This is a genomic window from Nostoc sp. 'Peltigera membranacea cyanobiont' 232, assembly GCF_002245985.1.
GTDB lineage: Bacteria > Cyanobacteriota > Cyanobacteriia > Cyanobacteriales > Nostocaceae > Nostoc.
In genome coordinates, this window is the sequence record NZ_NOLK01000089.1 from 1 (window position 1) to 15,016 (window position 15,016).

Genomic DNA, 15,016 nt, shown 5'->3' on the forward strand with positions numbered 1-15,016 from the left:
CCTCTGCCCCTCTGCCCCTCTGCCCCTCTGCCCCTCTGCTCTATCAAACGCCTGAAGCTTGTGAGAAATGCGGGTTAAAGCCTCAGCCATCCTTTGAAATAGATTTATCTACCTCAAAGACTCAAATCTCCCAATCCCCAATCCCCAACATCTTTTTTTAGGGCGTTGTTATACGCAATACTAAGATATTCTTGCTTTCTTTCTGCCCCAAGATTGTCATGGTTCAATTCGATGAACAGCTACGCCGCTTAGTTTCCGAAGCCTGTGGACACGCAATTGGAAGTCCTCAGCGTCAGAAGCTGCTCACGCAAATTATTCGCTTGACAGCAAATAGACTCTGGAGGGAAAGTACTCCCTACTATCAAGATGCACTACAACAAACTTGGTTGTATTTCTGCCGCAATGTTTGTGAAGGTTTGACAGGTCAAATCTACGATCCCTCCTATGGCAGTGTCATCACTTGGCTGAATGCTTACCTAAAAAGGAGACTACAAGACTTTTACATTAACCAGAACCGCGAACAAGCCACAACAGTCCCTCTTTGGGTTCGTCAGTCTACATCGGGTGGAACAAGTGAAACAATCGATCCTATAGATAACCTTCCAGCTACCCCCCAACCACCTCCCATTCTGGAAGACTTGGAGACATGGGCTAAGACCGATTCTGAAGGAGAACTCTGCCGTACTTGTATTAAAGGGCGACCAGATGTGAATTGTCAGGTGTTAATTCTTAAACGCCTACCCCCGGAAGTTAGCTGGAAAGAATTATCTGAGGAATTTGCACTGTCAATTCCAACATTAAGCAGTTTTTATCAGCGTCAGTGTCTACCGCGTTTACGTAAATTTGCTGAATCGGAGGGATTGTTTTAAATAAGGAATAAAGGGGGAGGTTGATTGCATGTCAGAATGTAGAAATCCAACAAAGCCTTGATTGTATAAGGTTTTCGTTCCTTAACCTTGTTCAAATGATTCATTTATTTGACAAGGGTAAGCAAATAGTGAAACAAGTTCTCCCTGGCTGCGACTCAAATGAGAGCGTACCGTGATGACGATTTTCTACAATCCGGCGAACGGTTTCCAAACCGAGTCCTGAACCACGCCCCACTGATTTGGTAGTGAAGAAAGGTTCAAAAATACGGGTTTTAATTTCAGGTGGAATTCCACTACCAGAATCGATGATGTCAATATGAGCAAAGCGATCGCAATGGTGTGTTGTAATTTCCAGCAATCCCTTACCATCCATTGCATCAATGGCGTTGTCAATTAAGTTCGTCCATACCTGATTCAGTTCGCTGCCATAAGCAAGGATTTTAGGAATATGTCGATCGTAATTGCGTTCTACTTGGATGCCGCACTTGAGTTTATGAACAAATAATCGCAATGTATCTTCTAAACCTTGATGCACATTCACTTCTTGCTGAACGCCTCGATCGAGGTAAGTATAAGATTTCATGGCTTGCACAAGTTCGGAAATCCTCTCGGCTCCTCGCAAACCATGTTTAATCATTGATATGACTTCAAAGGAAAGCGATAGCCAGTGTAATCCGATTTCTCGCAATTCAGTCTCATCATTGCGCCAACGTTCCATCATTCGATCTAAGGTTTCGACCTCAACACCACCTTCTGCTAAAGGTTCTGCTAATTTCCATGCCTGCTTCACCCCATAGTCTTCTAACCATTCCAGCAAGACGCTTTCGCGATCGCTTAGTGTCACCGGATCGAGACGATTATTTAAAATCGCATCATAGCCCCGATCCCTCACTCTCAACCAGTCTTGAGTATGAGCTTCTTCAACGTTGCGTTGCCCATAAACTAAGTTCATTCGTTGTAGTTCTAGAATGGCAGCGGGCATTTCCCCTAAAGTCCGAACGAGGGCTGAAGCTGGGTTGTTAAGTTCATGAGCTAAACCGGCAGCTAGTGTCCCTAAAGCTGCCATCTTTTCCCGCCCCCGAATGAAAGATTCTAGCCCTCGGACACGACGTTCCATAATACGGAAGACCATCCGCTCAAAATCGCGGCATTCATGCAGCAGTTTACGGAAATCTTCTCCCTTAAGTCCATAAAGGTGGCAATTTGTCAATGCCCGCATTGTCACAGGTGCAGGTTCATCTGTGAGGACTGGAATTTCACCAAAAAAAGATGGGGCTTCGTGTTGCCCTATGGGAATTTCAACTCCTTCACTGCGGCGGGTGATGTTGATTTTACCTTTGACTAAGATAAATAAGCGACATGCAGGGTCTCCCTCATGGGCCAACACTTCTCCTGCGGAAAGTTCAACTGTTTGAGCGCGATCGCAAACCCACTGCAATCGCTCTTGAGGAAGCTGTTGAAACGGGTCTAAGTCGATCAATTCTTTAATACACAACATCAATCAACCTCCTTAGAACAATTCACCAAAAGAACACTACAGACGCAAGCCTGAAAACCCAAATTACATCTAACTTTCTTAATTACGAATTAGTATTAGGTTATTTTGCTCCAGCTAAACATTGCTCAGGTAGCGGTGAACGAATTGAATGGCGATTGAACCTTCACCAACACCGGATGCCACCCGCTTAATCGATCCGGCTCGCACATCTCCGGCTGCAAAGATGCCAGGAACGCTGGTTTCTAGTAAAAAAGGTGAGCGTTCCAAACGCCAACTTGGAGGAGACTTGCCATTGGGCATTAAGTCGGGGCCTGTGATGATAAAACCCTGAGCATCGCGTCGAATAACCCCATCAAGCCAATCAGTTTTGGGGGTAGCACCGATAAAGATAAAAAGCGATCGCGCTGGCACGGTTTCAGTTTGTCCAGTCTTGCTATGGGCGATCGCAATTTCTTCTAGATGTTCATCTCCCTTGACTTCCACAACGCTGCAACTGGTGCAAACTTGGATATTTGCAGTCGCCGCAATCTGGTCAATCAAGTATTGGGACATACTCGATGAAAGGGACTCACCCCGCACCAGCATAATCACTTTACTGGCATACTTAGAAAAATGCATTGCTGCTTGTCCGGCAGAATTTGCCCCGCCTACTAGGTAAACTTCCTCATTGCTACAGGCGATCGCCTCAGTCATCGCAGCACCGTAATAAATTCCTGCCCCTGCCAGCTTCTCGGCTCCTGGGATATTTAGCCAACGATAGGAAACACCGGTTGCAACTAAAAGTGCATGGCAACTAATCTCGCTACCATCCGCCAATTGCAGAACCCGATAAGGATCTTGCAGCTTAACTCCGGTTACTACTTGAGGAGTGAGAATTTCTACTCCAAATCGCCGCGCCTGGGTGACTCCCCGCCTAGCCAAATCGTTACCGCTCAAACCAACAGGAAACCCTAGATAGTTCTCAATGCGCGAACTCGTGCCTGCTTGCCCGCCCGGAGCCTCACGCTCAATTAAGACTGTACTCAATCCCTCAGAAGCGCCATAGACTGCGGCGGCTAATCCAGCAGGGCCAGCACCCACGATCGCCAAGTCATAAAATGGGCGCTCTGCGTGGGTTTGCAGTCCAATTTTGGCAGCAATCTCTAAATTAGATGGTTGGATTAATCGGGAACCATCGGGAAACAGCACCAAGGGTAATTGCTGTCTACCATCAGCTTCTGCGTATTCAACTAATTTTGCTGCATCCGGCTCCAGTTCAATATCCAACCACTTGTAGGGAATCTGGTTACGCGCCAGAAAGTCTTTCACCTGATGAGAAAAAGGCGACCAGCGATTACCAATGACTCGAATCCCTTCAAAGGGTGGACGGAATCCAGCTAGCCAGTCATCTAACAAATCATCCAAAATCGGATATAGTCGCTCTTCTGGTGGATTCCAGGGCTTAAGTAAGTAGTAATCAAGTTTGGCACTATTAATGGACTTAATGGCAGCATCGGTATCTGCATAGGCAGTCAGCAAAGCACGTTTTGCATCAGGAAAGATGCCTTTTGCCTGTTCGAGAAACTCCACACCTCCCATCTGCGGCATTCTTTGATCCACCAAAAATAGAGCAACTGCTTCATTCCGTAATTTGAGTTGCTGCACCGCGTCCAGAGCGGTAATACCAGAATCTGCCCGAACAATACGGAAGCGATCGCCATACTGATGTCGCAAGTCTCGTGACACCGCTTGCAACACTTCTGGATCGTCATCGACGGTTAAAATAGCAGGTTTCGCCATAACATACTGTTACTTAACAATTGCAGTGCCTAGCTGTTATCTTCAAAAATCTGTCGTCAAAATATCTACTGTTTAATCAGTTGCTTTAAACGAAAGTACGCCTCTTCTGGTGTCAGTGCTTCTGATTGACTTTCATTAGGTATATAAAATACCCAGGTATCAGGAAAGTAATGCACTACAAAACTGGGAATCAGACCCAAGCTTACTGCTTGCTTTCCGAGTTTCTCAGCTTGTTCTTCTAAACTCAGTTGGTCATGAAATGGGTGTCCAGCCATAATTTTTCATCTCCCTGCACTTTATTTGACCCTGGAAGAACGTTCAATACCCGCATTGCACGAATCACCTTTAAGTGATTCACCATGTTCTAGAATGAGCTTGAAAATATTTTGGTATTAGACCTAAATAATTTCAAATATGCTTTTGTAGAGAATCATAAAGCTATTTTGGTCATTCAGAGTAACTGAAATTGGATTGGATAAGGGAGCAGGGCATTTCTTTCCTTCAGGACTTACGCAGAAAATAGCCCAAACCTTGATTTTCCGGTAGGGGCAATTCATTAATTTCCCCTACCGCACCCTCGATCTGTTGGGAAATAATTTTTGCTCGCTGCCAAGTCTCAATTTCCGGTTGAGTCATTTCATCCAGATCGCTAAACCGTCTCATATCATGTCCGGCAAATTACTTGTGATATGTCATTGCGAGTATAACGAAGTGGAAGGAAGCAATCGCAAGGCTTTTGGGATTGCTTCACTTCGTATCCTGTCCTTCGGAGACGCTACGCGAACGGGAACGCCAAGGGCGAACGCAATGACAATTGTTTAACCGGACACGATATCATCCGTAGCATGAAATACTCAAGCTTTCGCCAAAAACTTATTGAGGCAGTCAAAGCTAGAGTTCAACCCGACAATGACTCTAATATAATTATTCTCCGTACAGCAGTAAGTACTGCAATTCACCTAAAACATTTTGCTTAGGGTACTTCACTTTTTTGTTCAAGATAAACTCAAATTCAGAATCTGGCTAATTTCCCCGCAGGGAATAAAATAAGACAGCAATTTATCCTGCAAGGAGAATTTGATGATAAATTATAGCTTTTGGAAAAACTTTACTACAGTCATGATTATCGCAACCCTTTCTTTCCTTTCTTTTTCCTGTAAATCTTCTGTTAGTAAAAACGTAGAACAGGCAAAAGCAGATGATAAACCTAAGCTTCAAGCAAATCTTGTCTATAGTGATTTAATCATTAAAGAACAATCAGATTATCTGATGATTCCTGTTACTCTTCCACAACAGAATGAAGAACAAGGAATTGATTTAAGCTTTTCATCACGCTCTTATGAAAAAAACAACCAATTCTCCAATATTATTTTTTATAATAAACAAGATGGTGAAACTCATCTTTTATTAAATAAAAAAGCCATTATCACCTCCTTCGATTTATTGGAAGTAAAAGCGGTAAACAAGCCAAATACAAGATTTTGGTTGTATAGAATAATTGACCAGGACACAAATACAGATGAAAAACTCAACAGCGAAGATGCTACTATTGGTTATCTTTCTGATTTATCAGGTAAGCAACTCCAGCAAATTACCCCAAATAACACTCGAATAATTAGTTGGGTTGTTGTTCCAAGTCAAAATGCAATTTTTCTAAAAATCATCAAAGACTCGGATAATGACAAAAAATTTACAAAACAAGACAAAACAAATTTTGTTAGGGTTAACCTTGATAAAATCGGTATGGGAACTGAAATAATTAGCGACCAAATCGAGCAAGAACTTAAATCATATATTTTTAAATAAGTTTGCTCGTAGTAAAGGCTTAATATCGTGTTCGGATAATTAATTATGATTCTCACAGTTATTGCACCTCACATGACAGACGCTCATCGGTAGCCTCTGCGTAGACAGGTTCCCCGCCTGGTAAACCCCTTTTGGAAATTAGGCGCAGGGAACGGTGAGGTTCTTGGGGTTTAAGAAGTAATTAAGCGGACACGATCGCAAGCCTTTACTACAAACCTTTAATTATTCACGCACACTTACTGAGACAAAACCCAATCGCCTAAAAGTTGGTTTACTTTATCGGGTATTTCATCATGGGGACAATGACCGGCTCTTAAGAAATGTTCTGTAAGTTCAGGATAATATTGACGAAACTTTTGAGAACGTTCTCTAGCATTCATCCAAGGATCGGCTTCTCCCCACAACATCAACAAAGGACAAGTTAATTGCTTTAGTAGCAGATCAACTTTTTCCCCTTGAGGACTGCTAAAGACTGAAACAAACACATCCAACGCACCAGGATCGTCAGCCGGACGAGAAATTTCTTCTACTAATTGGTCTGTAATGGCACTTTTGTCAAGATAAACTTTTTCTAGGGTTTGGCGAATTACCCAGCGTTGTCGCACATACTGAAATAACAAAAACTGGGCTAAAGGTTGTTGAAAAATCCACTTAGTGCAGTCACCAAGAAGTTTCTGCAAATTAGCCGATTGTTTGGGAGCCTGAATTTCTGATTGTAAAGCTTCAGGCTCAGACGTAGGTTGGCTTTCGCTAAAGGGCCCTGCACTATTGAGCAAAACTAAACCAGCCGCACTTTCGGGATGTTGCGCTGCAATACACAAGCCAGCGTAGCCACCAAGGGAATTACCCGCTAATACTGCTTTTTGACCAATTACTTCACTGATAAAATCATGAAGTTGGTCGCGCCACAAGTCGCCACTGTACTGCAATTTTGGTTTTGCCGATCGCCCGAATCCCAAAAGATCGATCGCAAATACTTCAAAGTCTTGACACAATCCTGTGATATTCTTGCGCCAGTGGTCTGTGGAAGCACCAAATCCATGTACCAAAAGCAAAGGCGGACGTTGCGATTGCTTCTCTCCCGCACGCACATAGTAAACATTGTGCCCGCGCCACTGCCAATATTTACCAGGAATTGGGTTTGTAGAGGGGGCTGTAGTTGCCTGCATGATTCAAAGAAGTGTTAAGTAGCTTTTAATAATTGTAGGGCAGAGGAACAGAAGGGTAGTTTTTGACTTTTGACCCTTGAGCCTTGACTTTTGACGGGGTAGTGGTATCTAAATAGTGATTTTTCCTTACTCAATCCTTACAAAGCCGGCGTTTCAGTCTTTGATTGTTACTACATGTTTAGCACTAACCTTTTTTATTTACTAGATTCTGTTTGTAGTGCTGCAACTAGTCTATAGTTCTAGGTATTAAAAAAATAAATGCTTTCGGTTTCTTTCTTAAGAAAGATGATTTAAATTTGTTAACCTATCTTAGGGCAAATAGAATAAAACTCAAGTTAGACGATAAAATATGTGAGCAAGTAAAAATCACTTTACTAAGAGTCAAATATATGTTTAGCATACTTTGGGGTATTGTTGTTGTACTGGTTGCTTTTTGGGCATTAGGATTAACACTTCATATTGCTGGAAATTTAATTCATGCAGTGTTACTTATAGCTATTGGGCTTGCCATTTACAACTTTTTTAAAGGCCGTGATGTGTGAGAATTTGGTAAATATGTAGTGATAATAAAGACTGAAATCCTTGCTTTAGAAGGATTGAGCAAGGAAAAATCACTACCGATTATTGACACATGACAAATGACAAATTGATTACAGGTAAAAGTAAACTACTAGGGGTAATTGGACATCCGGTGGAACATTCGCTGTCGCCACTGATGCATAATGCAGCGATCGCTAATTTAGGATTAGATTACGTTTATCTTCCCTTTCCCATAGCACCAGAGAATTTAGAAGTAGCGATCGCAGGTTTTGCCGCTATTGGGGTTGTTGGCTTTAGTGTTACAATCCCTCACAAACAGGCAATCATGCCCCTCCTGTCAGAAATTACCCCTCTTGCCCAAACCATAGGGGCAGTAAATACTGTTAGTCGTCAAAATAATCGATGGGTGGGGACAAACACCGATATAGAAGGATTTATCGCTCCTTTGCAGACAACCTATAAGCAAGATTGGAGTCAGAAGGTAGCGGTAATTTTAGGCAATGGTGGCGCAGCCAGAGCAATTGTAGCAGGTTGTCACCAACTAGGTTTTGCCAAAATTCTTGTTGTTGGGCGGAATATGCAGAGATTGCAAGAATTCCGCCATAGTTGGAGTAATTCACCCATAGCGGAGAATTTGCAAGTTCATCAATGGGAGGAAGTTGCAAAGCTAATTCCCCAAGCTAATCTGCTGGTAAACACAACCCCCATAGGGATGTATCCCAACGTTGATGAGTCGCCTTTGAGTGCAGAAGAAATAGCAGATTTACCAACGGGCGCGATCGCTTACGATTTGATATATATCCCTAAACCGACGCAATTTCTAGAGCAAGCTGAAAAACAAGGTGCAATTGCGATTGATGGCTTAGAAATGCTAGTCCAGCAAGGGGTAGCAGCATTAAAAATTTGGTTACACCAGGAAAATGTACCTGTAGAAGTCATGCGCCAAGCTTTGCAAAAGCATTTGGGTTTTAGTTGATGGATAAATAATTACCCTGAGAGCGATGCCTGCGGTGGTCACTAAGCTTGCCGTTCGCGCAGCGTCTCGTAGAGAAGTGCAGGCTGCGCCTACGCTAATAAATTGACTACTTAGATTAAAATAACATAAGTTACTTAATACATAATTAATATTTATTTGGAGACGCTGCGATCGCGACTCTCAAAGATGGGGGAATAACATTGTGCCTTTGGGTAATGATGCTGATGAAGGTGCTTTTCGGTGGATGAAGGCGGTAGATTGCCATCAATGAGTATATATCGTAAAGTGGCTAATGCCAAAGATATTTACTGGAGGAGTTACACCAGTAGACAGCACCAAGATTACCTAAAGCCCGAAGAGGTTTTGCACATTTTAATTTATGTTTACTAAACCCAAAATACTTTTATCATGGCTTGTATTATTACTAAGTTTTACAAGTTTATTTCTCAGTTCTTGGATTATTCTTCCGCCTCCAAATATGTCTTTACTCACCTTAGCAGTGGGAGCGCCAGAAGTCAGCCCTTGGTTATTGTTATTAAATTCACTCTCTTTATTGCTTTCTTTTTTCTGCATTCGTCGCCGTCAATTACAACGCCTAGCTTGCATTTTCAGTTTAATCGGATTGCTAATTTGTGCATGGGTGTTAGTGAATATCCCACCAACTCAAATGCAGATGGCTAAAGCAATGAAACAAGGGTTGGGAGAAAATTATTTAGAGCAAATTCCAGCCCAAGTAAGGGCTAAAATGCAAACCCATCCCTTTAACTTAGTTAATTTTTTCGGGGGTATTCCATTAGGTAAAACCCGTCATCAAAAAGATATTATTTTTGCAACTCCTGCGGGATTGCCTTTAAAAATGGAAGTTTACCAACCCCCAAAGGTGGGGAAATATCCAGCAGTGGTAGTAATTTATGGTGGAGCTTGGCAATATGGCAATCCTCATGCCAATTCTGAGTTTAATCAATATATTGCTAATCATGGATATACAGTATTTGCAATTGACTATCGACACGCACCTAAATATCAGTTTCCAACTCAGTTAGATGATGTGCGTACAGCCTTGAATTTTATTCGCAAACATGCAGCAGCTTATGAAGCCGATCCAGAACGCATGGTACTTATAGGACGTTCTGCGGGAGCGCACCTAGCAATGCTAGCGGCTTATCAACCAGATGCACCACCCATTCGGGCTGTAGTTAACTATTACGGCCCTGTTAACTTACCTGGAGGATACAAAACACCACCATTTCCCGATCCTATCAACACCCGCGCTGTTTTAAAAGTATTTATGGGTGGTTCTTTAGAGGAATTGCCTAATCAATATCAAATTGCTTCACCGATAAATTATCTAACGCACCCTTTACCGCCAACTTTATTAATTTACGGTAGTCGTGACAATTTGGTAGAAGCGCGATTTGGCAGAAAGATGTATGAACGTTTACATGACTCTGGTAATACTGCGGTTTTTCTACAAATTCCTTGGGCAGAACACGCTTTTGATGCCGTTTTCAACGGTGTGAGCAATCAATTAGCGTTGTATCATACTGAGAGGTTTTTAGCTTGGGCGTTGTTTAAGCAATAATTTCACTAACATACAGCAGCAATCAGAGCATAAAGACTCATTAACGGAGTTCAAACACTCATTAATGGAGTTGAAACACTCAATGAGATTTACTTCTAACTCCTAACTCCTCACTATTTCTGCGGCCAACGCCAGTTATAGCGATTCCATTCGTAGATTCCTTGAATTTCGTACTCAGCGCCGTTGAAGAAGCGGACGACGCAATTAGTAGAGGAATCATCACCGTTGCTAATTTCCTCGACTTTAATCACCATACAGGGAAACCATTCCCGCTTACAAGGCCCATCTTCTTGCACCCATTCCCATAGTGCATTGGAAACTTCAATGCGATCGCCTACTCTTAACTTTAGTGCATCCTCAAAATAAGAATACTTATCAAAATGGCATGACTGAACGCGATTCAACCACTGTAAACCATAGCGTTTGCGAATAAACTGTACTGTTCCAGAGTGATTTTCTAGCAGCCAGTCGTTGAGTAATTGCACTTTCCAAGTGCGGTTGCGTTGTTCTTCGTCTCTAACAAACTGTAAAAATGCTTCTAACTCCTCTGGGGTAAGTTCATCTAAGGGATTAGCAATACTTGACACCCCAGAGGTGTAACTTCCCTGAATTTGCTCGATTACTTGCAGTAATATCTGCTTCTGCGTGTCAGTGAGAGGACAGCTTGCTGCATCACAATCATTAAAGGCTGCGAGCATAGATGCTTCAATCTCATCTGGAGTCATAATTTAATGGCAATTGAGGGTTATTTCCTTAATTATTACAAAGGTTAAATTAAAGTCTTCAATCCCTTGTAGTGAAATTCAGGTAAGCTGAGATTATAAGTTACATATTCTTGGATTCAGTAACGGGGTCTTGTATGCGGTTGCGCTCACTCACAGTTGTTTTGATTTCCTGTTTCATCGCATTTCTATCGTTGGCGATCGCTCCCCCTGCTGTAGCGTTGACACAGATTAGATTATTTGATGTTACTTATAAGGATTGTCCGCCAGAACTAGCAAAAGGGGCTGTAATTAGTAGTGGTAGCGCAGCTGCCAATTGCTTTATTGTTATTGGCAAAGCAGAAAATGGCACTAATAAAACAGTCTACGATGCAGATATTTTTGGACGCATCTATGATGCCAACAATGACTCAGTGATGCAAAACCGCACTCGTTTAGGTTCTATTGCTGAAGTCCCAACAGGTATTAGCGATTTTGAGTTGAGAATTTCTGTACCTGCTAATCAGCCTACTCCGTTGAAGCTAAAGCAGTTTAAAGCAGCTGGATTTAGCGGTCAAGTGCGTAGATAATATCATGTCCGCTCGATCGCTTATTAAACCCGAAGAACCTTACCCCGCCAAAGCCATGCTTTGTCTCCCCTCGCCGCAAACCTACGGTATACACTACAAGTCTTGCCGCAGCCATATCTTTGTTAATAAATCTAGTAGTCTATCAACTTAGTTTTGCGGGATAAAAAAACGAACCGCAAAGGGCGCAAAGGGCGCAAAGAAAGAGAAAAAGAAGAGAATCAAAAATTGATTTCTCCATCTAAACCGTATTCACTTTTAGCTGACTACAAAATTTACCAACTTTCCAGGCACAACAATTACCTTTTTAATCTCTTTGCCTTCGATGTAACGCTGGGCAATTTCTGATTCACGGGCATATTTCTCTAACGCTGCTTTATCTGCTTGTGCTGGTACTTGAATCGCACCACGAGTTTTACCCATAACTTGAATCACTAAAGTGATTTCATCAGCTACCAAAGCATCAGGGTCAAATGATGGCCAAGTTTGAGTGTGAACTGAATCACTTTCACCCAACAAATGCCACAATTCATCAGCAATGTGTGGTGCAAAGGGTGCTAGTAACATCACCAAAGTCCGAATCCCTTCTGCGTAAATTGGTGAATTTTTCCCATCGGCATCAGTTAAGGCATTACTCAACTTCATCAATTCTGAAATAGCTGTGTTGAATTGATATTCGTCTTCCACATCTTCTGTCACCGCTTGAATAGCCGTGTGAATTGCCCGTCGTAATTCCTTTTCTGTCTTAGTTAAATCAGACAGTTGAGCTTTTTTGCGGGATACCCCAGCAGTAATATAATCTGTCACCAAACGCCAAACCCGATTTAAAAAGCGGAATTGTCCTTCCACATCGGCTTCATCCCATTCCAGGTCTTTTTCTGGCGGCGCTTTGAACAAGATGAACATCCGCGCTGTGTCTACACCGTATTTAGAAATTACATCTTCTGGTGCTACACCGTTGCCCTTTGATTTAGACATCGTGGCATAAACAAGTTGCAGTGCTTCACCTGTTTTAGGATCTCGTGGATCGGCTGGATCTACAAGATTAAAGGGAACCCACTTATCTTTTCCACCCTTATTGGGATTTGTGTAAGTTAAACCCTGCACCATACCTTGAGTTAAGAGGCGTTGAAAGGGTTCATCAAAATTCAGTAACCCTCTGTCCCGCAGAACCTTTGTGACGAATCGCGAATACAACAAATGTAAAATCGCGTGTTCAATCCCACCCACATACTGATTCACTGGCATCCAGTCGTTGACTTTACTGGAATCGAAAACCTGTTGTTCATTTTTAGCGTCAGGGAAGCGCAAGAAATACCACGAGGAATCAATAAAAGTGTCCATCGTGTCAGTTTCCCGCTTCGCTGGAGTGCTGCAAGTTGGACAAGGCACATTTACCCAGCTTTCTAACTGAGTTAAAGGTGAACCGCCACGTCCAGTAAATTCCACTTCTTCTGGCAACTGGACTGGCAAATCTTTGTCAGGTACTGGCACTATCCCACAGTTGGGACAGTGAATTACAGGTATTGGTGCGCCCCAATAACGCTGTCGTGAAATTAGCCAATCCCGCAAGCGATATTGCACCCGCACTTTACCAAAACCTTGTTTTTCGGCGTGTTCAATAATTGCTTGTTTAGCATCTACAGAAGGCATACCAGTAAAAGCCCCAGAATTAATTAAAATTCCTGGTTCAGTGTATGCCTTGTTATAGTCAATTTGGATGAGTTGTGAGACTTCATCAGTGTTTGATGTTGGAGTTAAGTCAAAACCTGCAACATCATCTGGGGAAGCAATAACAAAATCAACTGGTAAATTGTAATTTTTGGCAAACTTAAAATCGCGGACATCGTGTGCTGGTACACCCATCACGGCTCCAGTACCATATTCATACAGTACATAGTCAGCAATCCAAATCGGCACTTCTTCCCCTGTAAATGGGTTAATTGCCTTACCACCTGTGGGGATACCCCGCTTAGGTTTGTCTTCAGAAGTACGTTCCAACTCACTTTGATTGGAAACCTCTTTAATAAAGACTTCTACCACCGCTTGCTGTTCTTTTGTGGTTACACGTTTTGTTAAGGGATGTTCTGGTGCTAACACCAGGTAGCTGACACCATAAACGGTATCTGGGCGCGTAGTATACACGGCGATCTTTTCATCTATCCCAATGATAGGAAATTCTAAATAAGCGCCTGTAGATTTACCAATCCAATTTGCCTGCATCGATTTGACGCGTTCCGGCCAACCTGTCAAGTTATCCAAGTCATTGAGTAATTCGTCAGCGTAGTCGGTAATCTTAAAAAACCACTGCCGCAACAACTTGCGTTCAACTATTGCGCCACTGCGCCAAGAACGTCCTTCGTTATCAACTTGTTCATTTGCCAATACAGTTTGGTCAATAGGATCCCAGTTTACGCCTGCTTCTTTTTGGTAAGCTAACCCTGCTTGCAAAAACTGTAAGAAAATCCATTGCGTCCACTTGTAATAATCTGGCGAACAGGTAGCAAGCTCACACTCCCAATCAATAGATAAACCAAGACGCTGCAATTGCTGCCGCATCTGAGCAATATTTTGATAAGTCCACTTTGCCGGCGGTACACCACGGTCAATGGCGGCGTTTTCTGCTGGCAAGCCAAAGGCATCCCAACCCATTGGGTGTATTACCCGATACCCTTGCATTCGCTTGAGACGGGCAATCACGTCGCTAATCGTATAATTACGGACGTGACCCATGTGTAGGCTGCCCGATGGATAAGGGAACATGGATAAAGCGTAGAATTTTGGCTTGTTGCTAGCTGAAGGTATCTTATCTAAGCCAAGTTCTACCCATGTTTTCTGCCATTTTTCCTCAATCGCTGCTGGGTTATATCGGGAATCCACCAAAAATTCTCCTACTGGGTCTATCTATGTTCACATAACAAGTTAACCTATATTGTAGGTCAACTACTCATAGATAGATTTATATAATTGAGCATCAGTCTGATTATGCCCGAACTGCTACTGTTTCAGTTATAGCAATAGTCATTTGATGAAGGTTTAAATGGTTGAATCAAATATAAAATTTTCTGATTGGGTGCGGGTTTTTGTCTACGGCACACTCAAACCAGGTGAAGCTAACTATAAAAAATACTGTGCTGACAAAGTAGTTGATGTCAAGAAAGCTTTTGTAGAAGGTAAATTGTTTGCTCTGCCAATGGGCTACCCAGCAATGACGCTAGGGGATAGCAAAGTTTATGGATACTTACTTTCTTTTTCTAACCCAATAATTTTAAATCAGCTAGATGTGCTAGAAAATTACCAGATCGCTAGACAAGCGCCAGAAAACCTCTATAACCGACAAATTATCGAGGTTTATGAGCTACAGTCGCTCTTTCTGGGTTGGGCTTGGGTTTATTTAATGACTCTAGAGCAAATTGACCAATTCGGGGGCTTCCTCCAACCTGACGGCTGGTGGAGTGGCTGTGGTTTAACCGCAAAGTCCAGTTATGAACTGTGACTTATTAACTCTG

Annotated in this window: 14 protein-coding genes; 7 read left to right on the plus strand and 7 right to left on the minus strand. The window is 42.5% G+C overall.

The window, feature by feature from the left end; all coding sequences use genetic code 11:
* Positions 1 to 218 precede the first annotated feature (218 nt).
* Positions 219 to 869, plus strand: a complete 651-nt coding sequence (locus CDG79_RS24995) for a hypothetical protein (protein WP_094344540.1) — start codon at positions 219 to 221, stop codon at positions 867 to 869.
* Positions 870 to 969: 100 nt separating this feature from the next.
* On the opposite strand, the gene CDG79_RS25000 is transcribed toward CDG79_RS24995, so the two are convergent.
* The 4 genes from CDG79_RS25000 to CDG79_RS42730 all read right to left on the minus strand — a co-directional run bounded on the left by CDG79_RS25000 (position 970) and on the right by CDG79_RS42730 (position 4,809).
* Positions 970 to 2,367 (minus strand): ATP-binding protein, encoded by a 1,398-nt coding sequence (locus CDG79_RS25000; RefSeq protein ID WP_094344541.1) that lies wholly within the window; start codon positions 2,365 to 2,367, stop codon positions 970 to 972.
* Between the two features lie 114 nt (positions 2,368 to 2,481).
* Complete coding sequence (locus tag CDG79_RS25005) at positions 2,482 to 4,146, minus strand: FAD-dependent oxidoreductase (RefSeq protein ID WP_094344542.1); 1,665 nt, start codon at positions 4,144 to 4,146, stop codon at positions 2,482 to 2,484.
* A 65-nt stretch (positions 4,147 to 4,211) separates the two neighbouring features.
* On the minus strand, positions 4,212 to 4,421 hold the full coding sequence (locus CDG79_RS25010; RefSeq protein WP_189525117.1) for a hypothetical protein: 210 nt from the start codon (positions 4,419 to 4,421) through the stop codon (positions 4,212 to 4,214).
* A gap of 226 nt (positions 4,422 to 4,647) precedes the next feature.
* A complete protein-coding gene (locus tag CDG79_RS42730; RefSeq protein ID WP_189525118.1) occupies positions 4,648 to 4,809 on the minus strand; it encodes a hypothetical protein in 162 nt (53 codons plus the stop codon).
* Positions 4,810 to 5,226: 417 nt separating this feature from the next.
* On the opposite strand from CDG79_RS42730, the gene CDG79_RS25015 reads away from it, so the two are divergent.
* The gene (locus CDG79_RS25015) at positions 5,227 to 5,952 is read left to right on the plus strand and encodes a hypothetical protein (RefSeq protein WP_094344544.1); all 726 of its coding nucleotides are present in this window, start codon (positions 5,227 to 5,229) and stop codon (positions 5,950 to 5,952) included.
* 236 nt (positions 5,953 to 6,188) lie between these two features.
* Here CDG79_RS25015 and CDG79_RS25020 read toward each other — a convergent pair whose 3' ends face one another.
* The gene (locus CDG79_RS25020) at positions 6,189 to 7,121 is read right to left on the minus strand and encodes an alpha/beta fold hydrolase (RefSeq protein ID WP_094344545.1); all 933 of its coding nucleotides are present in this window, start codon (positions 7,119 to 7,121) and stop codon (positions 6,189 to 6,191) included.
* Between the two features lie 389 nt (positions 7,122 to 7,510).
* Here CDG79_RS25020 and CDG79_RS25025 point away from each other — a divergent pair, with 389 nt between their 5' ends.
* The 3 genes from CDG79_RS25025 to CDG79_RS25035 all read left to right on the plus strand — a co-directional run bounded on the left by CDG79_RS25025 (position 7,511) and on the right by CDG79_RS25035 (position 10,219).
* Entirely contained in the window at positions 7,511 to 7,663 is a 153-nt protein-coding gene (locus CDG79_RS25025) for a lmo0937 family membrane protein (RefSeq protein ID WP_094344546.1), read from the plus strand.
* Between the two features lie 89 nt (positions 7,664 to 7,752).
* Complete coding sequence (locus CDG79_RS25030) at positions 7,753 to 8,637, plus strand: shikimate dehydrogenase (protein WP_094344547.1); 885 nt, start codon at positions 7,753 to 7,755, stop codon at positions 8,635 to 8,637.
* Between the two features lie 379 nt (positions 8,638 to 9,016).
* On the plus strand, positions 9,017 to 10,219 hold the full coding sequence (locus CDG79_RS25035) for an alpha/beta hydrolase (protein ID WP_094344548.1): 1,203 nt from the start codon (positions 9,017 to 9,019) through the stop codon (positions 10,217 to 10,219).
* A gap of 113 nt (positions 10,220 to 10,332) precedes the next feature.
* On the opposite strand, the gene CDG79_RS25040 is transcribed toward CDG79_RS25035, so the two are convergent.
* Positions 10,333 to 10,944: a hypothetical protein gene (locus CDG79_RS25040; protein ID WP_094344549.1), complete on the minus strand. Its 612-nt coding sequence runs from the start codon at positions 10,942 to 10,944 to the stop codon at positions 10,333 to 10,335.
* Between the two features lie 134 nt (positions 10,945 to 11,078).
* On the opposite strand from CDG79_RS25040, the gene CDG79_RS25045 reads away from it, so the two are divergent.
* A complete protein-coding gene (locus CDG79_RS25045; RefSeq protein ID WP_094344550.1) occupies positions 11,079 to 11,510 on the plus strand; it encodes a biotin carboxylase in 432 nt (143 codons plus the stop codon).
* 255 nt (positions 11,511 to 11,765) lie between these two features.
* On the opposite strand, the gene leuS is transcribed toward CDG79_RS25045, so the two are convergent.
* Positions 11,766 to 14,387 carry a leucine--tRNA ligase gene (leuS, locus tag CDG79_RS25050; protein ID WP_094344551.1) on the minus strand — a complete coding sequence of 874 codons (2,622 nt, stop codon included), beginning with the start codon at positions 14,385 to 14,387 and terminating at the stop codon, positions 11,766 to 11,768.
* A gap of 160 nt (positions 14,388 to 14,547) precedes the next feature.
* Between leuS and CDG79_RS25055 the strand changes: the two genes are divergently transcribed.
* On the plus strand, positions 14,548 to 15,003 hold the full coding sequence (locus CDG79_RS25055) for a gamma-glutamylcyclotransferase family protein (protein WP_094344552.1): 456 nt from the start codon (positions 14,548 to 14,550) through the stop codon (positions 15,001 to 15,003).
* The last annotated feature ends 13 nt before the right edge of the window (positions 15,004 to 15,016 follow it).